Source organism: Candidatus Enterococcus moelleringii, from assembly GCF_017377575.1.
GTDB classification, from domain to species: Bacteria; Bacillota; Bacilli; order Lactobacillales; family Enterococcaceae; genus Enterococcus_A; species Enterococcus_A moelleringii.
The window spans coordinates 401345-425807 of sequence record NZ_JAFREM010000004.1 but is presented as its reverse complement, the minus strand read 5'-3'; the positions used below and the strand labels follow the sequence as shown (position 1 = coordinate 425807).

General features: G+C 43.9%; 19 protein-coding genes. 16 read left to right on the top strand and 3 right to left on the bottom strand.

Annotated elements, in window-relative coordinates:
• The 9 genes from JZO70_RS03805 (at nt 1) to JZO70_RS03765 (ending at nt 15615) form a co-directional block, all read left to right on the top strand.
• On the top strand, nt 1-5433 hold the full coding sequence (locus JZO70_RS03805; RefSeq protein ID WP_207672199.1) for a hypothetical protein: 5433 nt from the start codon (nt 1-3) through the stop codon (nt 5431-5433).
• Between the two features lie 175 nt (nt 5434-5608).
• Nucleotides 5609-6256 carry a response regulator transcription factor gene (locus JZO70_RS03800; protein ID WP_207672198.1) on the top strand — a complete coding sequence of 216 codons (648 nt, stop codon included), beginning with the start codon at nt 5609-5611 and terminating at the stop codon, nt 6254-6256.
• Nucleotides 6237-7610 (top strand): sensor histidine kinase, encoded by a 1374-nt coding sequence (locus JZO70_RS03795; RefSeq protein WP_242703738.1) that lies wholly within the window; start codon nt 6237-6239, stop codon nt 7608-7610. The genes JZO70_RS03800 and JZO70_RS03795 overlap by 20 nt, the downstream gene beginning before the upstream one ends.
• 628 nt (nt 7611-8238) lie before the next feature.
• Nucleotides 8239-10614, top strand: coding sequence for a glycoside hydrolase (locus JZO70_RS03790; RefSeq protein WP_207672197.1), 2376 nt, complete (start codon nt 8239-8241; stop codon nt 10612-10614).
• A 21-nt stretch (nt 10615-10635) separates the two neighbouring features.
• On the top strand, nt 10636-11445 hold the full coding sequence (locus tag JZO70_RS03785; RefSeq protein ID WP_207672196.1) for a metallophosphoesterase: 810 nt from the start codon (nt 10636-10638) through the stop codon (nt 11443-11445).
• 304 nt (nt 11446-11749) lie between these two features.
• Entirely contained in the window at nt 11750-12490 is a 741-nt protein-coding gene (locus JZO70_RS03780; protein ID WP_207672195.1) for a GntR family transcriptional regulator, read from the top strand.
• Nucleotides 12491-12492: 2 nt separating this feature from the next.
• Entirely contained in the window at nt 12493-13665 is a 1173-nt protein-coding gene (locus JZO70_RS03775) for an SIS domain-containing protein (protein ID WP_207672194.1), read from the top strand.
• A gap of 10 nt (nt 13666-13675) precedes the next feature.
• Nucleotides 13676-14668 carry a tagatose-bisphosphate aldolase gene (lacD, locus tag JZO70_RS03770; RefSeq protein WP_207672193.1) on the top strand — a complete coding sequence of 331 codons (993 nt, stop codon included), beginning with the start codon at nt 13676-13678 and terminating at the stop codon, nt 14666-14668.
• An 11-nt stretch (nt 14669-14679) separates the two neighbouring features.
• The gene (locus JZO70_RS03765; RefSeq protein WP_207672192.1) at nt 14680-15615 is read left to right on the top strand and encodes a hexose kinase; all 936 of its coding nucleotides are present in this window, start codon (nt 14680-14682) and stop codon (nt 15613-15615) included.
• Between the two features lie 24 nt (nt 15616-15639).
• Here the strand turns inward: JZO70_RS03765 and JZO70_RS03760 are convergent, their stop codons facing one another.
• Complete coding sequence (locus JZO70_RS03760; RefSeq protein ID WP_207672191.1) at nt 15640-16350, bottom strand: GntR family transcriptional regulator; 711 nt, start codon at nt 16348-16350, stop codon at nt 15640-15642.
• A 150-nt stretch (nt 16351-16500) separates the two neighbouring features.
• Here JZO70_RS03760 and JZO70_RS03755 point away from each other — a divergent pair, with 150 nt between their 5' ends.
• The 6 genes from JZO70_RS03755 to JZO70_RS03730 all read left to right on the top strand — a co-directional run bounded on the left by JZO70_RS03755 (nt 16501) and on the right by JZO70_RS03730 (nt 21585).
• Complete coding sequence (locus tag JZO70_RS03755) at nt 16501-18300, top strand: glycoside hydrolase family 35 protein (protein ID WP_207672190.1); 1800 nt, start codon at nt 16501-16503, stop codon at nt 18298-18300.
• Nucleotides 18297-18776, top strand: a complete 480-nt coding sequence (locus tag JZO70_RS03750) for a PTS sugar transporter subunit IIB (protein WP_207672189.1) — start codon at nt 18297-18299, stop codon at nt 18774-18776. Before JZO70_RS03755 ends, JZO70_RS03750 begins: the two co-directional genes overlap by 4 nt.
• A 12-nt stretch (nt 18777-18788) precedes the next feature.
• Nucleotides 18789-19685: a PTS mannose/fructose/sorbose/N-acetylgalactosamine transporter subunit IIC gene (locus tag JZO70_RS03745; protein WP_207672188.1), complete on the top strand. Its 897-nt coding sequence runs from the start codon at nt 18789-18791 to the stop codon at nt 19683-19685.
• A complete protein-coding gene (locus tag JZO70_RS03740; RefSeq protein ID WP_207672187.1) occupies nt 19672-20481 on the top strand; it encodes a PTS system mannose/fructose/sorbose family transporter subunit IID in 810 nt (269 codons plus the stop codon). The genes JZO70_RS03745 and JZO70_RS03740 overlap by 14 nt, the downstream gene beginning before the upstream one ends.
• Nucleotides 20482-20501: 20 nt before the next feature.
• Nucleotides 20502-20906 (top strand): PTS sugar transporter subunit IIA, encoded by a 405-nt coding sequence (locus tag JZO70_RS03735; protein WP_207672186.1) that lies wholly within the window; start codon nt 20502-20504, stop codon nt 20904-20906.
• Nucleotides 20907-21042: 136 nt separating this feature from the next.
• Nucleotides 21043-21585 carry a sugar O-acetyltransferase gene (locus JZO70_RS03730; RefSeq protein ID WP_207672240.1) on the top strand — a complete coding sequence of 181 codons (543 nt, stop codon included), beginning with the start codon at nt 21043-21045 and terminating at the stop codon, nt 21583-21585.
• 159 nt (nt 21586-21744) lie between these two features.
• Here JZO70_RS03730 and JZO70_RS03725 read toward each other — a convergent pair whose 3' ends face one another.
• Entirely contained in the window at nt 21745-23259 is a 1515-nt protein-coding gene (locus tag JZO70_RS03725) for a helix-turn-helix domain-containing protein (RefSeq protein WP_207672185.1), read from the bottom strand.
• 155 nt (nt 23260-23414) lie between these two features.
• On the opposite strand from JZO70_RS03725, the gene JZO70_RS03720 reads away from it, so the two are divergent.
• Nucleotides 23415-23774, top strand: a complete 360-nt coding sequence (locus JZO70_RS03720) for an ArsC/Spx/MgsR family protein (protein WP_207672184.1) — start codon at nt 23415-23417, stop codon at nt 23772-23774.
• A 55-nt stretch (nt 23775-23829) separates the two neighbouring features.
• Here JZO70_RS03720 and JZO70_RS03715 read toward each other — a convergent pair whose 3' ends face one another.
• The gene (locus JZO70_RS03715) at nt 23830-24399 is read right to left on the bottom strand and encodes a histidine phosphatase family protein (protein WP_207672183.1); all 570 of its coding nucleotides are present in this window, start codon (nt 24397-24399) and stop codon (nt 23830-23832) included.
• Nucleotides 24400-24463 lie beyond the last annotated feature (64 nt).

The window sequence follows — 24463 nt, the reverse complement described above, 5'->3', positions numbered from 1 at the left end:
TTGAGAAAATTAAAAAAACTTGGACTAATTTTTTTGGCGACTCTTTTGGTCATCTTACCAGTTGTCAGTGGTCTAACGATGCTGGCGGAGCCGATGTTAGCAGCAGAAACTGAGACGGTGGATTCTTCGGAGAGTTTGGGGAACAAAACGGTTCTGCCTACTGAGCAAATACAAACCACGGAGGAATCGACCGTTTCCAGTGCTGACTTGGAGCAATCAACCAACACTTCAGAACAACCGATAATAGAAGAAGGCACTGATCAGAGTGATGTAGAAGAGGAACCAATTGTTGACGAGTCAACTTTTGAGGAGCAACTTGGAACTGATTCTCAGTCTTTAACAGATGCTGATGTTGATAACGAAAATAATAAACAGGGGGAACCTGACTCTTTGAGGGACACCAATAATGCTTTCCGTTCTTATATTGAAAGTGAAAGCAATGGTGCTCAAAATGTATTTCTTAGGAATGAAGTGTCTTCAGACAAGGTCGAAGTCAATTGGAAAATTTTGAAAAATGATGGCTATGAATTGGACATTCAATTGAATAACTATTTGCCAGAAGCTACGGTTAATTCTCGGCAAATTGAAGTATTTATTCCTAGAGGTGTTCTAGTAAAAAGAGCCCATTTAGAAAACATAGTATCAGGAAATAGCAATATAAGAAGTGTTGAGGTTAGGGACATGGATTCGACGGTTACTGACCAAGTAAACTTGAATTTTATACGAAGCGCTTTTTTTAATCCGACATCTGGGACTAACACATATTCAAAAGATTATGTAACAGGAGGCACTGTTATTTTTAATGTGTCATCTTCGGCAAGTACTTTAGAATTCAAAATCAATTTGTTGCCTAACTTTGAGGAGGGTACGAATAATAACCGTAACTTTTGGACGGGTGTAACTGATGGTAGCTTAACTCGGGGTCAGCCGTTGACGGCTAAATTAATTGAGAATGCTACAACAGTTGAAACCTTAATAATGGACGATTTCAAAATTCCTAGTACAACTTCTTTGTCGGTAGTCACTCGGGGGCCGTCAACCGGGACCACTACTCCCGGTCCACAAACTTTAGATGAAGATTTACAACTCATTATGCAACCACGTCTAAGAAACGATTCTGAGAATTCTAGTAGTAACGCATACTATATGAGCAATGTAACTTTTCAAGCTTATCTACCGTACATGCCTTTAGACAATGGACAATACTTATCTGCAACGCTGTTGACAGATAAGATGGATGCTTGGGTTAATGGAACTGCAGCGAGTAACAACGGAAATCCATTAATCCAATATTCAACAGAGCTTCAGACTGACGGCAGGGTCATTATTACCTATTCTTTTGTTGATATATCAAAAGAATACTTATTATATATACACGATCTACAGTTATACTATCGACTACCTAGCCAGCCGAATGCAGAAGGCAACTTTTTTTCGTTAGGAAAGGACTTGTACTACACTCAAAATAATCTAGGGTGGAAATTTCATAACTATAAATATAGCGAATCTGAAAATTATGAAATGGTAGAAACTAAGAATGTTCCTTTAACAGATCCACCGTCCAATCAAAAACCTCTAGAAATCACTTCGGGTGAAGCATTTTCTTTTGCATTTCTTAAGAGAGGAAATTATGAAGCAATTTCTGTTGAGGGGACACCTGCAACTACTCTGTTAGGGTATGCTCAAATTACCAATAAATCTAGCGCTAGTGGGGCAGTTCGAGCTTCTTACCAGTTTGACACAGAGAACAAATGGAATTACGGGGTAACTACTGTTCAATTCTGGACAGTTGATTCAAACTACGGAGGAAGTTTAGCGGCTTCACGTAACTATGAGTATAATTTTGACTTCACATTGCAGAAAAGAGATCCACAAGGGACCGGTGATACCCTTCATGGGACATATAAACTGATACCTAGCCAGCAATATCAGGGGGTTACGATTAGTCACGATTATGGAACTGATTCGCCACTTTTAGGTTATCGAAATGAACGGTATTACTACTATGTGAATCGTGAGATGCTTGCGAATGGAACATTCACTGGAGGGTTACCTGAAGGTTTCAATTATAAGGATTACTATATAAAAGAACTAGCATATAATTTCGAAATTTCGTCTAAAGAAGGAGACGATTATATAAGTGGTGATGGCGGTCGTATGAAAGAATCAGGCGGCCAATTTTATGGATATACATTTGGTGGTACCAATAGCAAAGGGAAAGTGAAATATGAACTGTCTTCGGCTGGAAGTACTCCTGGAGTTACTCTAAGTGGCGAGAATACGACTACTATAATTAATAAATCAAAAAGTGATCAAGATGTGGGCTTGTTCTTAAGTAATACAACACAGAAAAGAATGAGAGTCTTGGACGAGAATAATGTACCATTAACTCAATCTACTCAAAGAGTGGATGTCGGAAAAAAAGTCACAGTTACTGCCAGTGCAGTGGCGAGTTTTTATCCATACGGTGCGACAAATTACGCTCCAAATCCCGTCTTCCTAATACGAACACCCGTTGATTTGGATTTAGATGTATCTTCTATTCATATGGCACAAGATGGGACGTCATTAACGGTTGTCACTGATGAACCAGTTGAATTACCCGATGGTAGCAAATTGTATTACGCTAAGCCCACAGATAGCGATGGGTTGGGTTATTACAACGAAGACCGCGAAATGGTCGGCCGTACAATTGATATCAGCTATCAAATGACTGTTAATATTCGAGCAAGGACTGAACCTATCAGATACAACGAGTTGTTATTTATCACTGATCAAAAGTATGCAGCTTTTCCATCAGGTAGTTATGCTGGTTATGCGGTAAACGATATTTGGGGGATAGCCTCGACTTTAGGTACTGAGAAAGCAGGGTTCTACTTCATAGGTGGCATAGCCAAGTTAGCTACAACAAATTCCGGATATATGTTTAACACTAATCCACCAAAATTAGATTTTGGACTTGAGTCAGAAGAATCTGGATTATCTCCCAATGTACGGGAAGAATTAAATCTAAAATACGATGGTGTTCTGGACAAAGAAGCAGTAGAATTTGAATCAACATTTACCTATGAAAATACTAAACAACCTGGACAAATAGATAGCGACGGGAAACTCATTTTTTATCTCCCTATTGCTAAAGAAGGGTTAAAACCAGAATGGGCGCTGGACCAGGAAACACCAGAATTTTCATTATCTTTGACAAAAGAACTAGACTTAGACCCTGAATGGGGGACTTATGAAGTAGGTTATTCAACTGATAGAGACAAAAGGTTCGATAATCGATTAGCTAACTTTGTTGGAAGCGGAAATTATGCTAATTACATGCCTTATGAGCAGATTGTGGATACAAATAGTCTAGATAATGTAACGATGATCAAAATCGTTGCGAAGCCCAAAGAAGGTATAATCATTCCGTATGGTGAAAAAGTGACTGCTACTATGTCCTTAAAGTATAGTTCATCTAATGCTAATGATTTTTATAATCGTACGGGAGAGAAAACCTATTGGACGCCTTTCGTTTTGCAAGTTTACACAATGAATGGAACTAAAAATGAATTTGAGAATAACGCTCCGCAGCAGACCGTGCGCATCCGCTATCGTCCTGAGTTTGATCCCATCCCTATCTGGGCATATAATGAGACGGATTATCCAACAGGTGAAGCTGATGGTATGAATAAAGAAGCAACTGTTTCTCTACCAAGCTTTATAAATAAGTTTAACTTGCAAATTAAATCAGTGGAACCAGTTGGCGTTGACTTGGTAACTTCTGATACTATAGGAACCAATCTGGATAGACCAGTAGAATATGGAAATAGAACATTCGGATTTTTGCATGGATTAAATGAGAATGCTCAAGTCCAACTGTCTTCATCACCTATTTTAGAGTTGGGTGGAACTCTGGTGAAAGAGCAGAATCAACTTTCGTATCAAATATTCAACACTAATAATATCAACAAAACAGCAAGTACAAAACAGGTAAAAATTGTGTATGTTTCTAAGGGCAGTGATGATATTGGATTTGAAGTTATTTTGGAAATTAAGCGACGAGCATCTAGTATTAAAGCAGAAACAGCTTTGATGGCTGGAAAATCTTATTTGAGTTTTACTGAGGATGGAAATAATGATACAACTTTAGAGGATGGGGCATTTACCCTGCAAACAAATCTTGAAGACAATCTATTGCTGACTAATTGGCCTGAAGATGACTCTAAAAAAGAAGAAGTTTACTTGGAGTTTAATTCCACTTCTGGAACAACTCCGCAAAACGGTCTACCCTTAGGGGATACGATTTTAATGAAAGTTCAGCCTGCTAACGATATTAAAGAGCCTGAGTATTATTACTATAGAAAAGAATCTCAAGTCGGTTCTGATCCAGAGACGAAAATTGAATTAGTTGATTTCAAAAAAATGGGTGATAGCGGCGAATCATCATTGTCTTGGGAAGACCTTACTAGACATATTACGAACAAAGCTTCTTACTTGTTCATTTTTGACTTTGCGAATGAAGAAGCTCAAACAACAACTACTGATACCATCAGTTTGAAATTTGGTTTTTTCGAAGAATACGATGCTGCCCCACAATCATTTGTGATTGAAACAAAACGCGTGATTACGAATGATTTAGAAAATTTGAATACTGTGCCTTATGAGATGCATGATCCAATTGAACTAAATGGAAAGTTCGGTCTAACCGATGTCGGGACAGCTGTAGATAGCTACAACATAGAAAAATATCTGGCATTAAACCTTAAATTATTTAAAGCTGGTGAAGGAGAAATTTCTTGGCCACAGGGTGTATTAATTCAGGATATAATCAATTCGAATACGATAATCAAACCAAAACTTGTGGATGGTGATTTGCAGTTTGTTTATCCATCTAGTGAAATTACGAATGTTCTAAGAGAACTAGAGTATAAACTGAAGATATTCACGGATACGCAACCATTTAAACCCGGAAACTACACAATAAAGGTCAATGCATTGAAGGATTACTCTGATACGCATCCGTTAGGTGGACAAACAATTGGAGAAGCAGATATAAGTTTTACAGTTAGAGAGCCGACTTCTAGAGGCCTGCGAGTTCAATCAGCAGCAACGGATCGGTTGGTGTACAATAAAACTAGTAGCCAAGAAGCAACTATCGATTTGAAAGTAGAGGGCATTGGACAAGTTATTCCTGTGCTAGAGAAAAAGGTTCTAAATAATTACGTGGAAGTCACCTGGTCGGATATTATAGAAACACCGCAGCCAGATAGTGATAATCCAGTTAGTACTAACCCATTTGTCATCAAGTTCAAAGAGCTGGATCCAACCATGCTCCAAACTCAAAACGGCGAATACCGAATCGTCTTCAAAGCTTACGAAAATGCTGATGACACAGAACCTCTCTACGAAGTACCTTGGACGTTCCTCATCTGGGACCCGCCAAGCTAACAGGAATTCAAGTAAGAACGAAGCACTTTGCATTTTCACAAATGCGAACATGCTTCGTTCTTTTTTGTCGTCAAAGTTCAGAAATCGTTAAGTTGTGCTGAATAAATAGAAAAATTGGCGGGAATGGGTATAATAGGTGGGGATTTACTGCCGGTTGGCGGAGAGGATTTTTTAGATGAAGCTTTTATTGTGTGAAGATGAAGATAAAATGCGGGAATTGCTGAAGCGATTTTTGGAGAATGAAGGCTATAGTGTGGTTGAGGCCAGTGATGGGGAAGAGGCGCTGGAGAAGTTTTATGAAGAGAAGCTTGATTTGGCGATTTTGGATTGGATGATGCCGAAGATGAATGGGCTGGAAGTGGCTCAGGCGATGAAGCGGGAGCGGAACATCAAAATCTTGATGCTGACGGCGAAAAATATGCCGGAGGATGAAGTGGAGGCGTTAGTGGCTGGGGTGGATGATTATTTGGCGAAGCCGTTTCATGCGCAGGTATTGCTGGTGCGGGTTGCGAAATTGCTGGGTGTGATTAAGCAGGATATCAAGCAGCCGTTGGTTTTTGTACCCAATGAAAAGCGGGTGCTGCTGCATGACCAAGAGCTGGAATTGACCAAAAGAGAATACGATATGTTGTACTATCTTTACCAAAATCAGGGACAGGCGTTGACGCGGGAACAGATTTTGTTGTCGGTGTGGGGATTGGATCACGAAAATGATGAAAGGACCGTGGATAGTTTTATCCGCATGTTGCGGGATAAGCTGGGAAAAGAGTTTATCCAGACGGTTTACGGCACGGGGTATCGTTTTGAACTACCAAAGAAATAGCTTAACTCGCAGCTTTATTCAGCGGGTGGGGATTATTTTTATCGTGATCGTAGTGTTCTTTGCGCTTTTTTATCGCTGGGGCTTTCCGACTTATTATTATTGGAAAATGGAGCAGCCGGTGAAGGAGGCGCAGCAGCTGATTCAAAATGGCAAGGAGGATCAGCTGTCTGAGGATATCGTGGTGGTGTCGTGGGATCGTGACGGCTTTAATTCGGAGGATGAATTGAACGCAGATTTGACCTTTCAACTGGGCCAGGCGGGCGTTTCGTTGAATCGTTTTTGGGTGGATGCGACGACGATTGATGCGGCGGAGTCGGGTCGATCGGTGCAGCGGTTGTACAATCAATCGAGGCAACGGAATGATTTTTATGCGATTTTCTTTATAGAAGATCAGAATCTTTATTTGATCGGGACGAGTATTCCGGACTTTCAGGCGGCGATTCGCACCTTGATGCCAATTCTGATTGCGACGACAATTTTGTTTTTGGTGTTGCTGTTTGGCTTGATTGTTCTGCTGGTGCGCAACCAGATTATTAAACCGATCGGGCGCTTGGAGCAGGCGACGCGGAATATTTCTAATCTGAATTTTGCTGGTTCGGACATTCAAGAGGAAAATGAGCTGGGCAGCTTGAGTCAGTCGATTAACCAGATGAAGCGTTCGCTGCAGCAGCATGAAATGGAGATGCTGGAGCGCAACGATCAGCTGAAGGCTTTTTCATCCAATTTGGCTCATGAGTTAAAGACACCGTTGTCGGTGATGCAGCTGTTGGTGGATGGTGAGCAGATGGGCTTGGAGAATCCGACCTTTTTGCAGGATGTTGATCAGCAGTTGGCGGACATGAACGAGCTGGTGGCTCACATTTTGGCTTATAGCCAGCAGATGAAAGAGGATGTTCAGCTGGAGTCGGTGGAGATTCAGGCGCTGGTGGAAAAGGAATTGAAACAGCAGCAGCTGATTGATCCGAAATTCCAGGTGACTCTTGCGATCGAGCCTTGTCAGTTGGAAACCAATCAGCAGTTGATGGGAATGATTTTGCTGAATCTTTTGACCAATGGGATGAAGTACAGCTTGGATAAGCAGATGACTGTGACCGGGAAAAGGTCGGGCAACTATTACCAGTTGACCTTCCAGAACAAGGCGACGGAAATGTCTTATCAGCAGTTTTCTCAATTAACCGAACCCTTTGTGGTGGGGGAAGCCTCCCGCAACAATCGGTTGTCGGGAACTGGCTTGGGACTTTCGATTGTGCAGCAATCCTTGAGAACATTAGGCGGCGAATTAATTCTTCGCCAGGAAAATGGATATTTTATTGCAGGTGTGACCTTGCCTGTTAAGCGGAAGACAGTCTCTTAATGGAGGCTGTTTTTTTTGCCAGTTCCACTTTTCGCAGAGTACATAGTGAGAAAAGTTTAACAAATGCCCAGCAAACGATGATTCGTGCTGTGTAGTGGAATGGTAAGCGTAAGACGATCGGACTAATTTTTCCCGATCTTGGAAAAATTAATCTCATAATGGGAGGTAGCTGTCACTCCTATTTTTCACGAACTTGGAAAAATCAATTCCTCGAAAGGAGATAGCTGCCAGTTATGCTTTTCGCAGTTTGTCAGAAGCGAAAGAATTTCTATAGTTTACCACCTAGGCACAGATTGCAAGGTTTAGCATAATGGTATGCGTACGAGAATGAACTTGATTTTTCACGAGCTTGGAAAAATCAATTCCTCAAAAGGAGTTAGCTACGTGGAAATGAGAATTTGCAACTTCTTTTGAATTTTGCACAAGTTTTGCATATTCCTTCTGTATTCTTCTCGTTGTAGGGTGCCAGTCCAACTTTTTGGCAGTTAGGCAAACATTAGAAATCTACCTAAAATTATTCTCTGTAAAAAAAGAGAAAAGTGTAATTGGATGGTATCCGTGGTGAGAATCGGATTAATTTTTCTGCAAGAAAAATTAATACCTTAAAGCGAACTAGGAGGAAATAGACATGAATAATAGAACCAAAAAGAAAGTCATCATCGGCGGTTTAACGGCTGCTTTGCTTTTATCAGGCGGTACGCTGGTTTCAATGGCGGCCCATCAAAAAAAGAGCGGGCAGGCAGACGCGACGCCGGTGGCGTTAAAATTTGACGAAAAAAAAGTTTTAAAAGAAGACGAAAAATACAGCATTAAGGATTTTGATTTTGACATCGATCCGGAGACCTTCCAAATTACTTTGCGTTCAAAGGATCACGCGTTTACCTTTGCCGGCAATGAGGGCGCAACGGTGGCGAACGTCAAAAAATCAAAGGACGCCATTTCCTGGGATTATCCGGATAAAGGGATTCAAGTGAAGGTAACGAAAAAAGACGATCACTTGGAAGTGGAAATGACGCCGCAATCAGATGAGGTGGAAGAAATCGATTTTCCGAAGATTCAAGGGGACACTTACTATTTGCCGATTGGGGAAGGGAAAAGTATTCCCGCCGATAATGCCAGCTGGCAAAGCTATTTCCAGGAAAATGATACGTTGGATTTAAACGAAAGTTTCTCTATGTCGTTTCTATCTGCGGTGCAGGACAATACTGCGGCAACTGTGGTAATGGAGGACAATTTTAACAAAGAATTGGCTGAAGATACGACCACACCGACGATTGATTTTCAGTTGAAGACTTCGCTGAATCGTTTCAACCGGAAAGACTCACAAAAGTACGATATTTACTTATCCGACAATGATCCAGTGGCGGTGGCGAAGCTGTATCAAAAGAACCGGATTGAGAACGATCAATTTACTTCATTGGCAGATAAAGCTAAAACCACACCGGAAGTGAGCAAGCTGATCGGTGCACCTCATATCTATTTCTGGCAAAGTCGGATTTTGACTGCCGATGAAGTGAAGTGGCAGAAGCTGCAAAAAGAGGACCATCAGAAATTGTATCAGCACGTTGGTGATTTGCTGGAGCAATATTCAGAGGATGGCCGGGATGAATTTGACAATGCGATTACGGCGTTGAACAACGGCGAGGCTTATAAATATGAGAAGAACACGATTTTAACTGGCTTGAACACCGTCTTGGCTTATCCGGATTTTTACAATGCGGAAGTCTTTCCGACATTGGATAAAAAGGATCAGGAATATTTGAAGAAGACGAAGGAAGATATGCCGACGGAAAAACGCTTTGCCATTAACAAGCAGCTGTTGAAGGTTGAATTGAAGGACAGCACCGTGGCGCTGGATCAGTGGGGGCAAAGCACCAGCTCCGATGTGATCAAGGACATGAAGGACAGTGGGATTAACAATTCCTGGATTGGTCTAGCTAACTGGAACGAAGGCTTAATCAATCCGCAATTTGTACAGACAGCCAAAAAAGACGGCTATTTAATTGGACCATACGATTCGTATCAATCGATTCACGAAACTCCTTCGATTGACTGGAATACCGCTGGCTTTAAGAACAATACCAATGTTTACAACAATAAAACCATCATGAAGCCTTCTGGCGAATATGTTTCTGGTTTCTTAGGCAAGGGACGCAAGGTGAACCAAACCTTGATTGGTGATGAATGGCAATACCGCTTGAAGCAGACGACTTCCAAGGAAGTTCCCTTTAACACTTGGTTCTTGGATACTGATGCAGCCGGGGAAATTTACAATGACTTTAATCCGGAGCATCCAACTTCGATGGATGAGGATGTTCAAGCCCGCTTGAAACGGGCAGATGGTTTGGCGAAAAAAGGGCTAGTGATCGGAACCGAAACCGGAAATGATTACTTCAATCAGGGCATGGTCTTCGCTCATGGCTTGGAAACGCCGGTGATTGCCTGGAGTGATCCTGACATGCGGGAAAACAAAGAAAGTCCTTATTATGTAGGTGGCTATGCGGCTTTAGGCGACGGGATTCCTGAGCGTTACTCGAAGCAGGTTCCGGTTAAGGATGAGTACAAAGCAACTACGATCGATCCGGTTTACAGCCTGCCGTTGTACAAATTGGTCTATAACGAATCCGTAATTACCACCCACCACTGGGAATGGGACAGCTACAAAATCCAAGACGAAGTACAAAATCGCCGCTTGAAGGAATATTTGTACAATGTACCGCCATTGGTGCACTTGGATGCGGCGACTTGGAACGAGCGTAAACAGGACCTCATTACCAACAGCAAAAACTGGGAAGCTTTCCAAACTAGTGCAATTAATCAAGAAATGACGGACTTCAATTATTTAACTGAGGACAAATTGGTACAGGAAACTAACTACGGCAAGGACTTGTCGGTCATCGCCAATTTCTCTGATCAAGCTCAAACCGTAAATGGAGAGACATTGCAGCCACATACGGCGTTAATTACCAATCACGGCAAGCAAACGGTGATTGAAAATCAATAAACCAAAGAAAGCAGGGAAGACATGCTGAAAAAAATTTTATTAGGAATTGTACTGATCCTGCTGTTTGTGCCGGTTTATGCCTTTAAGATTGAGCCGAATTTGGCGATTGTGCATCGCCTTCATTTAGGGGATCAGTCGAAGCCGGAGGAATTAAAGGTGGTTCAGCTTTCCGATATTCAAGTGTCGGAGAGCTACGCCACCAATCGCTTGGACAAGGTAATTAAAAAGGTGAACAAGGAAAATCCTGACATCATCGTTTTTACCGGTGATTTGTTCGATAATTACGCCCAATACAATCACGAACAGGAAATTATCGCTAAGCTGAGTGAAATGAAGGCTACCATCGGCAAGTATGCAGTGTGGGGCAATCATGATTACGGCGGCGGAGCTGCGCGAGTGTACGAACAGGTGATGAACGCGGCGAACTTTGAAGTGTTGAAAAACGCCGGGGAAACCATTTCGCTGGCGGATGGCAAGCAGGTCTTTATCGGTGGATTGGATGATTCCTTGTTAGGTAATCCTTCGATTGACGAGGCGCTGGCTTATCGCCAAGGCTACGATTATTCGATTATGCTGACTCATGAGCCAGATGTGGCGGATGGCTTTATCGGCACCAATACCCAGCTAATTTTAGCCGGCCACAGTCATGGCGGACAGGTGCGCCTACCTTTCGTTGAAGTCAAAAATGTCCTGGCAGAAAAGTATGTGCGGGGTCTGTATGAATTAAGCGATCATACCCAGCTGTACGTTAACACCGGACTGGGGACTACTAAGATCCATGCCCGCATGGGTGTACCACCGGAAATTTCGGTGTTTCAATTACATTTTTAAATCAGAAATCACTGACTCGCAGGTTGAGTCAGTGATTTTTTTCACTAAATAAATCAACTGGTATTAGATTTGTCACGAAAACAAGCCAACTGGTATTAGATTTTGGGTTGGATTGGTATTTAAATAAAGCGATTTCATCGCGAATCAAAAAGTTTCGAAATTATTATATAAAAAAATTGGAACTGATATAGCGCGGTTTGAAGGCTGTTTTGCTGTTTGCTTATTCTCGCTTCCTTGACAGGCCTGAAAAAACCACCCTATACTTGTCTTGTGGTTATAACCAGTTATGAAGGTAGGGATTTAGATGGAACATTCGTTTAAAAACAAAGCTTTGTATCATCAATTAGTGGATGTGCTGCAGGAGCGGATCGACAGCAGCATGGTTCCCCACGACAAATTGCCGTCGGAAAGGGAATTAACCGCTCAATATGGAGTAAGTCGGACGACGGTTCGCTTGGCTCTGCAGGAATTGGAAGCCACCGGCAGTATTTATCGCCGGCACGGCAAAGGCACGTTTGTTTCTGACTTGACGAAGGATGGAGCGGATTTGGCTGGGGCCTACAGCTTCACGGAACAAATGAAGGATCTGGGGCGAACACCGGAGACGCGGATTTTATCTTTTGAGAAATTGGAAGCGGATAAATACATCGCCAGACACATGAATCTGCCTTTAGGCGAACCTCTTTTTAAGCTGAGCCGCTTGCGTTTGGCGGATCAACGACCATTGATGGTGGAGGATTCCTATCTGCCAGTGAAATTATTTATGTCGCTGGACGAACAGTTGTTAAGAAGCAAGCCGCTGTATGATTTGTTTTCAGAAGACTTTGAGCAAACGGTGCGTTTAGCCGATGAAGAATTATTCGCCAGCATTGCACAAAAAGAAGATGCAAAATTATTGGAAATTCCCGAGGGTGCGCCGGTACTGCATTTGAGCCGTTCAACCTACAACATGAAGAACGAGATCATCGAATTTACCTTAAGTGTCGCCCGCGCCGATCATTTCCATTACAAGATACGTCATATTCGTACGAACAAGGAGAGTTGAGCATGTATTCATTAACAGCAGCAGAATTAGAAAAAATGGGGGCGGAAATTACCACCCGGGAAATTCGCCAACAACCGGAATTATGGCAAGAAGCCTTCACGATTTATCAGGAGAATTTGACCAAGATTGAAGACTTCCTAGCCGAAGTGAAGAGTCAGGCTAACGGCCAAAGAACGCGGGTGATTTTCACCGGAGCGGGAACTTCCCAATATGTGGGGGATACGTTGGTTCCTTACTTGAACGCCCACGGCAATCATCATGACTATATTTTTGAAAGTATCGGAACTACCGATATCGTGGCGGCTCCCAAGGAATATTTATGGCAGGATGTCCCAACTTTACTGGTTTCTTTTGCCCGCAGCGGCAACAGTCCAGAAAGTATCGCGGCAGTAGAAGTGGCGAACCAAGTGGTGGACACGCTGCATCATTTAACGATTACTTGTGCCGAAGAAGGTCAATTAGCCCAAATCAGCCAGGCGGATGAGCACAGTTTATTATTGCTGATGCCAAAACGCTCTAACGATGACGGCTTTGCCATGACCGGCAGCTTCAGCTGTATGACTTTAGGCGCGTTGCTAACTTTTAATGAAACCGATTTAGCTGATAAAAAACACTATGTTGAAGTGTTAAGCAAGTTAGGCCAAGAAGTGATTAGTCGGGAAGCAGAAATTCAAGCCATTGTCGATCGCGACTTCAACCGGATCGTTTATGTGGGCTCCGGCAGCTTGTCTGGCTTAACCCGAGAAGCGCAATTGAAAATTTTGGAATTAACCGCCGGCAAAGTCTCAACGGTGTTTGATTCATCGATGGGCTTCCGTCATGGACCGAAATCCTTTATTAATGAAAAAACCTTGATGTTCGGCTTCGTCAACAATGATTCCTATACACGAGATTACGATCTGGATGTGCTAGAAGAAGTGCACGAAGACGGGATCGCAGCCGGAACGATTGCGATTACCCAACCGGGGGAACGGAATTTCTCTGGTGACAGCTTTGAATTTACGGCGGATAACTTCTTGCTGCCGGACGGTTACTTGGCGTTAGCCTATGTTATGGTGGCCCAAACCGTGGCCTTGCTTACCTCAGTGAAGGTGGAAAACACGCCGGATACACCGTCGCCAACCGGCACAGTCAACCGTGTGGTTAAAGGCGTTACGATTCACCAGTACAAGTAGGAGGAAGAACATGCTGAAATTAACCAAAGAAAAAAAGGCCGCTATGGATCGCTTATCGACACCTGAAGGAACCATCAGTGCTTTAGCGATTGATCAGCGGGGCGCCTTGAAGAAGATGATCAAGGCGTTGGATGTTGAACCGACTGCCCAGCAAATTGAAGATTTCAAGGAGCTGGTTTCCTGTGAATTAACGCCCTATGCTTCATCAATTTTACTTGATCCGGAATACGGTTTGCCGGCAGCGAAGGCTCGTCATAAAGATGCGGGATTATTGCTGGCTTACGAAAAAACCGGCTACGATGCCGCAACGCCAGGGCGTTTGCCAGATTTATTGGCGGACTGGTCGGTGCTGCATTTGAAGGAGCAGGGAGCCGATGCGATTAAATTCTTGCTTTATTACGATGTGGATGAAGATCCGGAGATCAACCATCAAAAACACGTGTTTACCGAACGGCTAGGCAGCGAATGTGCGGCGGAAAATATTCCTTTCTATCTGGAATTGCTTTCTTATGATGCCACCAACAGTGACAACAGCTCGCTGGAATATGCCAAGGTGAAACCACGAAAAGTCAACAAAATGATGGAGGAATTCTCGAAGCCTCAGTATAAAGTCGATGTGTTGAAGGTGGAAGTGCCGGTGAATATGAACTTTGTGGAAGGCTTCGCTACTGGTGAAACAGCCTATACCAAAGCCGAAGCGGCACAATTTTTCTTGGAACAAAGCCAAGCGACGGAGCTGCCATTTATTTTCTTGAGTGCTGGAGTCAGTGCAGAGCTGTTCCAAGAAACGCTGCGTTTTGCCAAAGATGCTGGTTCAACCTTTAACGGCGTTTTATGCGGTCGGGCAACTTGGAAAAATGGCGTGAAGCCTTTCATCGAATCCGGTGAAGCAGCGGGACGTGAATGGTTGGAAACTGAAGGCCGGGAAAATATTGAAGGCTTAAATGCGGTTATCAAGCAAACCGCCAACTCATGGCACGACAAAGTTCAGGTCATTGATTAGGAGGAATTGCCGTGATACTAACTGTCACAATGAATCCATCGATTGATATTTCTTATCCGCTGGAGCGGTTCGTTTTAGATGACGTGAACCGCGTCGATCAGGTGACTAAAACGGCGGGCGGCAAAGGCTTGAATGTTACCCGCGTGCTCCATGAATTGGGAGCAGAGGTTACCGCAACTGGTGTACTCGGCGGCTTTCATGGTGCCTACTTAGCCAGTCAGTTGGATCAGGAGCAGATTACCCACGATTTCGCGATGATTAAGGAAGAAACTCGTAATTCGATTGCCGTTTTGCATGAAAGCAATCAAACAGAGATTTTGGAAGCTGGACCGGTAGTTAGTGAAGCCGAGCAGCAGGAATTTTTGAAGAAATACCGAGCGCTGTTGCAGCAGGCCGAGCTGGTAACCATTTCTGGCAGCTTAGCCAAAGGATTGCCGGCGGATTTTTATCAAACGTTGGTAAGCTTGGCATCGGAGCAGCAGGTGAAGGTCTTAGTGGATACTTCGGGTGAAAGCTTGCGGCAAGTTTTGCTGGGGGCACAAAAGCCTTACTTGATTAAGCCCAATTTAGATGAATTGCGGGCTTTGTTAGGGGAAAACTTGTCATTGGAGCGTTTAGCTGAGATGCAGGCGACCTTGAATCAGGAGGTGTTTGCCGGAATTGAATGGCTGGTGGTGTCGTTAGGCAAAGATGGCGCGCTAGTTAAGCATCAGGAGAACTTTTACCGGGTGGAAATTCCCACGATTGAAGTGGTGAATCCGGTTGGTTCAGGAGATTCCACGATCGCCGGCTTGGCCTATGGACTGTCACAAGGACATGACTCCGAGCTGGTTATGAAAGAAGGCATGGCAGCCGGAATGGCGAACACGATGGAACGCAAGACCGGACATGTTGAGCCGAAGAATTTTCAGCAGCTGATTGAGGAAATCAAGGTAAAAAAAGTTTGATCAAGCCAGGGCTCGATCAAACCGTTAAAGAGATTGGGAAACGAGTTCAATTTTGTAGAAGTCCCATTTTTTGTAGGTTTCCACATATTCCAGCACCTGTTCCGTATCGCGCCGTTTAGTGATACGAATTTGCAGGACGGAAGGCTCCTCTTGGGCAATCAGCAGTTTTTCAGCAGCCGCTGCCGGTGTCGGGAACTTGATTTGATTGGTTTCCACAAAGTCTTCTTCGTTCATGTGGATATTGTAATCCAGCTTGAAGCGTTGATAAATCGAATTGTAGTAGCTTAAATCCGGGTAGTTGGCGTTGACATATTGCTCCGGCAAATAAGTTTGGTGATAAAGATAGGGTGTTCCGCCGGTGGTGCGCAGCCGTTCGATGCAGTAGTAATAGGCAGTTAGCGGCAGCTTCAGGTGATTCAGATAAACCGGATCATTGCCGCGGGTAATAGACAACACCTTCACCTGGTCATTGTTGATAGAGAACAGTTCAATGTCCGAGAATTCCACCAGCTTGCCTTTGCGGGCCCGGGAGACAAAGGAACCGCGGCCTTGGTGACGCACGATGAAGCCGTCTTTGACTAATTCGTTCATGGCACGAATCACAGTGATGGAGCTGACGTTATACATTTGAGTGAGTTCTGATTCAGTATAAAACTTGTCGCCGTTTTCAAACCGGCCGGAAATGATTTGCTGCTTTAATTCATCTTTTATGAGTTGATATTTAGGTGTGGCCATAGTCTTCCTCCATGAGTGTTTACTAAGAATTGGATTAAAGTTCTTTCGGATACCCTTTCAAGGATGATTTTACCACAAGTTCAAGTATTTAAAACTGTTGACATTCGATTTAATAAAATTTAGTATATTAATATAGTGAATGCGATTACAATGAGGAGGGAGCTTTTGGATACATTTGAGATTAAAGAAGATTTTCTGCTAAATGGGCAGCCCTTTAAGATCATGTCAGGAGCGATTCATTACTTTCGGGTCCAGCCAGATGATTGGTATCACTCGCTGTACAACTTGAAGGCGTTGGGGTTCAATACGGTGGAAACCTATGTTCCTTGGAATTTGCACGAGCCGCAAAAAGGCAGCTATCATTTTGACGACATTTTAAACTTGGAGCGGTTTTTGGAAATTGCCCAGGAGCTGGGCTTATATGCGATTGTTCGACCGTCGCCTTACATTTGTGCCGAGTGGGAGTTCGGCGGATTTCCCGCCTGGCTGCTGGAGGAAAAGGGGCGAATTCGTTCCTCTGATCCGGCTTATCTGAAGCATGTGGCGGATTACTACGATGTCTTGATGGAGAAAATCAAGCCCCATCAGCTGACTCAAGGCGGCAACATCTTAATGATTCAAATTGAAAATGAATATGGCTCTTATGGTGAGGACAAAGCTTACTTGCGGGCAGTGCGCGATCTGATGAAAGAACGGGGAATCGAGGGGCCCTTCTTCACGTCAGACGGCCCTTGGCATGCCACTTTACGAGCTGGCAGCATGATCGAAGAAGACATTTTGGTGACCGGCAACTTCGGTTCCAAGGCCAAAGAAAACTTCGCCGACATGGAAAGCTTTTTCGCGGAACATGGCAAGAAGTGGCCCTTGATGTGCATGGAATTTTGGGATGGCTGGTTCAATCGTTGGAAGGAGCCGATCGTGCAGCGGGATGCTGAAGAGTTGGCAGAGGCTGTGAAAGAGGCTTTGGCAATCGGCAGTATCAACCTGTACATGTTCCACGGCGGGACCAACTTCGGCTTTATGAACGGCTGCTCCGCTCGCGGAGTAATCGATTTGCCGCAAATTACTTCTTATGATTACGGGGCACCTTTAGATGAACAAGGCAATCCAACTGATAAGTATTATGCGTTGCAACGGATGGTTCATGAGCTGTATCCAGAGATTCCGCAACAGGAGCCGTTAATTAAGGAAGCTATGGTAGTAGATAGTATTCCGCTGCAGGATAAAGTCAGTTTGTTTGCGACTTTAGAAACAGTGAGTCAACCAGTGAAAGCCCTTTATCCTCAATCGATGGAGGAGCTGGGGCAAAATACCGGTTACCTGCTTTATCGAACGACGATGGTAAAAGACGCCGACAAAGAACGTCTGCGAATTATTGATGGCCGTGATCGAGCGCAGCTGTACTTGAACGGAGCGCATCAAGCGACCCAATATCAAACCGAGATTGGCGAAGACATTTTTGTTTCGCTGGATCAAGCTGAGAATCAAGTTGATATTCTGCTGGAAAATATGGGGCGGGTGAATTACGGGCATAAATTGTTTGCCGATACCCAGAAAAAAGGGATTCGCACCGGCGTGATGGCGGATTTGCATTTTATGACTGAGTGGTTACAGTATGGTTTGCCGCTGGAAGGTGTTGCTGACGTGGATTATTCCGGCACGTGGCAGCCGCAGCAGCCAAGCTTTTATCGTTATGAAGTAGAGTTGACAGAAACTGCTGATTGTTTTATTGATATGACCGGCTTTGGTAAAGGCGTTGTCTTTGTCAACGATGTGAACATCGGTCGTTTCTGGGACGTTGGGCCTACGCTTTCCCTGTATATTCCTAAAGGCTATTTAAAAACAGGGAACAACGAAATTGTCGTATTTGAAACCGAAGGACGTTACCAGCCAGAAATCCAGTTGCTGGCTAAACCACTATACAAAGAGATGAAAGAGGGAGAAAAATGAGTATTATTGCTGTAAGAATTGATGGACGTTTGATACATGGGCAGGTTGCTAATTTGTGGACTACGAAATTAAACATTACCCGCATCATGGTAGTGGATGATGAAGTCGCAAAAAACGATATTGAAAAAAGCGGCTTGAAGCTGGCAACTCCGGCGGGTGTGAAGCTGAGTGTTTTGCCAATTGAAAAAGCAGCCAATAACATTTTAGCCGGCAAATACGATTCCCAACGCTTGCTGGTGATTGCCCGCAAACCGGATCGTTTGTTGAAGCTGGTGGAATTAGGGGTACCATTAGAAGAAATCAATGTCGGCAACATGTCGCAAACCGACGAAACCCGGTCGATTACGAAATCGATTAATGTGGTGGATCAGGATATAGAAGTCTTCAAGCAGTTGAATGACAAAGGGATTCGCCTAGTTGCTCAGATGGTACCAAGTGATAAGGCAGAAGACTTTATGAGTCTTTTGAACAAATAGGGGGTTAAGTATATGAACATAATGTGGTGGCAGATCTTATTATTAACATTATACGCAGGGTACCAAATTTTAGATGAATTGCAAGTGTACTCTTCCTTGAGCGCCCCGGTTTTTGCTGGGTTATTCACCGGATTAGTGATGGGGGATTTGAAGGCCGGCTTAATTATCGGCGGCAGTATGCAATTGACCGTTTTAGGGGTTGGGACCTTTGGGGGAGCTTCCAGAATTGATGCCAACTCAGGCACAATCTTGGCAACGGCTTTCACCGTAGCCTTAGGCATGAATCCTGAGCAAGCGATTGCCGCAATTGCGGTACCAGTTGCCAGCTTGATGATTCAGCTGGATATCTTGGCTCGTTTTGCCAATACCTTCTTCGCGCATCGAATCGACAAATTAGTCGATGACATGAACTACAAAGGGATTGAACGTAATTTCTTGATGGGTGCCCTTCCGTGGTCCTTATCACGAATGACACCGGTTTTCCTAGCGTTGGCTTTCGGCGGCGGCTTAGTGGAAAAAGTGGTAGGTTACTTGAATGGCGATTTGAAATGGTTGGGTGATGGACTATCTGTTGCCGGGGCTGTATTACCAGCCGTCGGGTTTGCGATCTTGCTGCGCTACTTGCCAGTCAAGAAGCACTTCCCTTACTTGATTTTAGGCTTTACCTTGACCGCTTTGCTGGGAACCGTCTTTACCAACATGCAATTATTGGGCGGCAGTGTAGCCAGTGTAGTCGATGACTTTACCGGCGTCTTTAACTCTCTGCCAATGTTGGCGATTGCCATGATCGGTTTTGCGCTGGCAGCTATCAGCTACAAGAATGGGCAGATGGTACCGACTGGACCGTCCAGTCACAGCAGCAGTTCCGATAGTTCAGACGAGGGGGAAATTGAAGATGACGAAATCTAATTACAAATTAACCAAAGAAGATTTTAAGCAGATTAACCGACGCAGCTTGTTCACTTTCCAGCTAGGCTGGAACTATGAGCGGATGCAGGGCTCAGGTTACCTATATACCATTTTACCGCAATTACGTAAAATGTATGGAGACGATACACCAGAACTAAAGGAAATTATGAAGACCCATACTCAATTCTTCAATACTTCCAACTTCTTCAATACCATCATTACCGGGATTGACTTGGCGATTGAAGAAAAAGAAGGGATTGCTGCTAAAGAAACGATTTCTGGTTTGAAGGCCGGCTTAATGGGACCTTTTGCCGCAATCGGGGACTCCATCTTTGCCGCCTTGATTCCGACGATTTTCGGGGCCTTGGCTGCCAACATGGCCATCAATGGCAATGCAATTGGGATCGTGATCTGGATCGTCGCCCAAATTGCCGTAATGGTCTTCCGTTGGAAACAGCTGGAATTCGCCTACAAAGAAGGGGTTTCGCTTGTTACCACCATGCAGCATCGCTTGACTGCTTTAACCGATGCCGCAACTTTACTTGGGGTATTCATGGTAGGGGCTTTGGTAGCAACCATGGTTAATGTTCAATTCTCTTGGGCACCAAGCATTGGGGATGTAACCTTGAACATGCAAAACAACGTTGATATGATCCTGCCGCGCCTGCTGCCTGCCGGAATTGTGGGAGCTGTTTACTGGATGCTAGGCAAAAAGAACATGACATCAACCAAAGCAATTTTCATCGTGCTGATTGTCAGTGTGGCTTTATCAGCATTGGGCGTAATCTCTAAATAATTGAGACAGGAGAAAAAGCAATGGGAAAACAATTAGTCTTAATCAGCCATGGCTTGTTTTGCGAAGAGCTGAAAAAAAGTACCGAGATGATCATGGGACCGCAGGATAATATTCATACGGTGGCCTTGCTGCCATCGGAAGCGCCGGAGGATTTCCGCGGGAAGTTTGAAGCCGCGATTGAAGGCTTGGAGGATTATGTTGTACTGGCGGATCTAATGGGAGGAACTCCTTGCAATGTGGTTTCTCGCATGATTATGGAAGGTCAGGACATTCAGTTGTACGCTGGTATGAACATGCCGATGGTGATCGACTTCATCAACAGCGAATTGGTCGGCAGTGAAATGAATCTGATCCACGCCGGCACCAGCAATATCGCTCATGTCAATGCAGTGATTGCCGCTGACGATGATGAGGATGACGAATAAATAGTCGGAAACCGTTTCTCTTGGAGGAGCGGTTTTTTTCTTTTTTTAGCTGGAAAAACCAAAAGAAAACTATATAATAGAAGCAATAAAATTTAGGAGGAATGTGTTGGTGGATATTCAGGAGTTAAAAGCCAAGATGAATTCCGGCGAGGTGTATTTTGAAACAGAGGAGTTAATGGCGGAACAAGCGGTTTATCGCGATTTGTTGTTCCGGTTCAATCATACCTTGCCTAGTAAACAGGCAGAAAAGGCAGAACTATTGGAGCAGCTGTTAGGTTCCTTTGGTGAGAACTCCTACATTGAGCAGCCGCTGCATGCCAACTGGGGGAAGAACACCTATTTTGGAGCGCGAGTCTATGCCAATTCCAGTTTGACCTTGGTGGACGATACGCGCATTGAGATTCAGGACGATGTGATGATGGGGCCGAATGTTACGTTGTGTGCCGGGACACATCCCTTGGACCCGGAATTAAGACGAAAGAATGCTCAGTACAATTTGCCGGTGGTGATTGAGAAAAATGTTTGGTTGGGTGCAGGGACAATTGTGTTGCCGGGAGTAACGATCGGCGAGAATTCAGTGATTGGTGCTGGCAGCTTAGTTACCAAAGATATTCCGAAAAATGTTGTGGCTTTTGGGTCGCCTTGCCGGGTGGTTCGGGCACTAGAAAAGGATTCCTAATCAGGAATCCTTTTTGCGTTACTTTGTCGTTTAATTTATGGAGGGGAGCTAGTTTTTTCTTTAACAAAGATCGATTTTTACTTGAAATTGTGGTCATTTAGACAAAAATATCATAATCTGATCCATCATTTTCCTTTATACTGAGAGTATAGTGCTTCACTATTCAAAAGAGTAGACGTGGTGCTCAAAGACAAAGGTACCGATTTTAGCGAAGAGCTGTTCCCAATCCTTGCGATTGATGGCGTCGCCTAATAAATAGATCCGTTTAATGTGCTGGGGCAGATCAACCACCGGTGCATCAGTAATCACAATGTCGCAGTCCTCCAGATGATTTTTCTGCAGGTGAATCTGCTGCGGTGAAAAAAATTTCTCGATCTGGGCGATGATGTCTTCGCTGACGTAGTAATCCTTGGTGTAGTTTACGCCAACAATGATCGGCTTAACGGCTTTATAGCGCACATAAATGTGAAACAGAGCTTCCACGATCCACACGATATTTTCTTGCCCCTTCAGCTTCGGCAGCAGCTCTTGATGGGCTACTCGAAAGTCTAAATAGAATTGCTGGATATCGTCCTTGATCTGATTGAAGTTTTTCTGGTCTTGGTACAAGCTGTAAGATGGCATCGGTGTGCTGGGCTGCGTTTCGCACAGGTATTCATTGTACAACTTGTTGCGCAGTAAATTCAGAATATGCATGTTGCGGCGATCCTCTGGTAAGAAAACCGTGAATTTGCGGCAGAATTCTGTTAACAGCTTTTCCGAAAATTCAAAGGAGGTAAATTTCCCTTTGCGTAAAATCTCGTACTGATGCTGCGTCTCTTCCAGACTAGAAACCTTAGTAATGGCTAAACGGCTCAACACGTTAATGATGATGCGCTGCTCCTGACTTAGATCCGCGCAGGCTTTCAAAATATCGATACCGGGATCTTGAAAAATCTTAGTGGTAGAGTGATGCTCAATTTCTTCCCGGATACTTTGAAAGGATGTATAAGGATAATACTTCGTGCAAAGCAGCAGCAAATCATACAATTTGTGCAGCAGACCGCCATTTAAGCTTTGCAGGACATCCTTTTTAACCAGCTTATTCAGCAGCGATTCTTTTTCTTCTTGCGTCGCATTAAAGGGCAGCTTGGTGCTGGAAAAAATCGACCAGTGCACATCCAGTATGCAGTAAATAATTTGGAATTCGGTGCCCAGCATTTGTTTTTCGCCGTCATTTGAGAAACGAATGCCTACACCGTACAGCTGCAAAAAGGCGTTGATATCCTTCATTCGGGAATAAATATAGGAAGGACTGTAGCTGGTGGCTTGGCTCAGCTTCAATACTGAAGTAACTTCTCGGTTCAGCAGTGCCAGTCCGATGCGATAGTTGGTGGCTTGTTGGCAGTAATGGCTGAAAAGCAAGTGAAATTGATAGGTGAAATCCTCGTTTGAGCAATACAAACGAATCAGACCCTTTTGATTAACCAGCTCGAGATTGCTGTTTACAGCTAGGATGTCTTCCTTGATTTCTCTGCTGTAACGCAAAAAATTAGTGGTACTCACTTCAAATCTAGTGGCTAGGTAGTTGGTGTTGTAAAATTGCTGATTCTTCAATAGGAATTGGATAATTTCGATTTTTTTGACAGATTGCTTCGGCAAAAGGAATTTTTGGACAGCTTCTTGCGTTTGCATGTTTTTCTAACCTCACTTTCCAATCAATTCACCTAGTGCACACTTTTAATATAACACATAAGTGACAAAAACAAGGTCGATAACCCTTTTGACCGCAATCGCGGTTTGCCAAAAATCGGCATGTTTTGATAAAAAGAAATGAAGGAGTGATGTAAATGATCCAAGTATTGTCTGATCCGGGGTGCCCCAACTGCCGGAAAACGAAAAAGCTGCTGCAAATGAATAACGTGGACTTTGAGTACAGCAATTTGCAAACCGAACCGATGAAAAAAGAAACACTGGCGAGGATTTTGCAGCTGGTGGAGGATGTCGATGAAATTCTTACGGTGGGTTCGCCGATTTACAATGAACTGGAAGTCGATTATTCCAAGCTTCCACCGGAGGAACTGTTAGAAACATTGCGGAAATATCCAGATTTAATCAATCGTCCGATCTTGTTTAATGAAAAGAACTTGTGTGTCGGTTACGATCCTGAGAAGCTGACGGCTTTTGGGGTAAGTGCAGACGTGTTTTAGCATAAATGAACCGAGGAACAGCTGTCTAAGATGACGGCGGTTCCTCGGTTTTTCGTTAAATCGTAGGATTGATAATTTCCAGCAGGCGGAAGCTGTCATTTTCGAATTCATACTTCATGATGCAGCAGTTGCCTAAGCGTCCTTCGTGGGTAATCTCACTAGTGTGGGCCCAGCTGCGCATGAATTGACGGCAGGATGCGCCGTGAGAAACCATCAAGACATTTTGGTGCGTTTCTTTTTGCATCAAGTCCAAGATGGTGCTGGAGACGCGTTCTCTAAATTCTAATTCCAATTCACCGCCAAAGTCGGCAAAGAAATCCCCGTAAGGCAGCGGCGGATTCAAGTATTCGTGCTCGCCTTCCAACTTGCCAAAGTTCCATTCCTTTAAGCCTTTGACTCTTTTATAAGGCAGATCGGTAATCAGCTCCAGGGTATCCGCAGTTCGTTCCGAAGTAGAAGCGTAGGCGCTCTCAAGGGTGATTTGGTTGTCCTTGAAATATTGAGCGGCCATTTTAGCCTGTTCTTTTCCCAGCTCCGTTAAGGGTGAATCGCACCAGCCTTGGATTTTTTTCTGTTGGTTAAACAAGGTTTGCCCGTGGCGCATTAAATAAAGTGTTTGTGTCATGTGATCCCTCCATTGATTATCTTACCTTTAAGTGTAACCTATGGAGGGCACTTAAGGGCAATAA

Excerpts from the sequence above, each read along its gene's own strand:
- JZO70_RS03790 (WP_207672197.1), top strand. The coding sequence starts at position 8,239 with ATGAATAATAGAACCAAAAAGAAAGTCATCATCGGCGGTTTAACGGCT.
- JZO70_RS03720 (WP_207672184.1), top strand. The coding sequence starts at position 23,415 with ATGATCCAAGTATTGTCTGATCCGGGGTGCCCCAACTGCCGGAAAACG.
- JZO70_RS03775 (WP_207672194.1), top strand. The coding sequence starts at position 12,493 with ATGTATTCATTAACAGCAGCAGAATTAGAAAAAATGGGGGCGGAAATT.
- JZO70_RS03715 (WP_207672183.1), bottom strand. The coding sequence starts at position 24,399 with ATGACACAAACACTTTATTTAATGCGCCACGGGCAAACCTTGTTTAAC.
- JZO70_RS03745 (WP_207672188.1), top strand. The coding sequence starts at position 18,789 with ATGAACATAATGTGGTGGCAGATCTTATTATTAACATTATACGCAGGG.
- JZO70_RS03725 (WP_207672185.1), bottom strand. The coding sequence starts at position 23,259 with ATGCAAACGCAAGAAGCTGTCCAAAAATTCCTTTTGCCGAAGCAATCT.
- JZO70_RS03785 (WP_207672196.1), top strand. The coding sequence starts at position 10,636 with ATGCTGAAAAAAATTTTATTAGGAATTGTACTGATCCTGCTGTTTGTG.
- JZO70_RS03740 (WP_207672187.1), top strand. The coding sequence starts at position 19,672 with ATGACGAAATCTAATTACAAATTAACCAAAGAAGATTTTAAGCAGATT.
- JZO70_RS03735 (WP_207672186.1), top strand. The coding sequence starts at position 20,502 with ATGGGAAAACAATTAGTCTTAATCAGCCATGGCTTGTTTTGCGAAGAG.
- JZO70_RS03730 (WP_207672240.1), top strand. The coding sequence starts at position 21,043 with ATGAATTCCGGCGAGGTGTATTTTGAAACAGAGGAGTTAATGGCGGAA.
- JZO70_RS03780 (WP_207672195.1), top strand. The coding sequence starts at position 11,750 with ATGGAACATTCGTTTAAAAACAAAGCTTTGTATCATCAATTAGTGGAT.
- JZO70_RS03760 (WP_207672191.1), bottom strand. The coding sequence starts at position 16,350 with ATGGCCACACCTAAATATCAACTCATAAAAGATGAATTAAAGCAGCAA.
- JZO70_RS03800 (WP_207672198.1), top strand. The coding sequence starts at position 5,609 with ATGAAGCTTTTATTGTGTGAAGATGAAGATAAAATGCGGGAATTGCTG.
- lacD (WP_207672193.1), top strand. The coding sequence starts at position 13,676 with ATGCTGAAATTAACCAAAGAAAAAAAGGCCGCTATGGATCGCTTATCG.
- JZO70_RS03750 (WP_207672189.1), top strand. The coding sequence starts at position 18,297 with ATGAGTATTATTGCTGTAAGAATTGATGGACGTTTGATACATGGGCAG.
- JZO70_RS03755 (WP_207672190.1), top strand. The coding sequence starts at position 16,501 with ATGAGGAGGGAGCTTTTGGATACATTTGAGATTAAAGAAGATTTTCTG.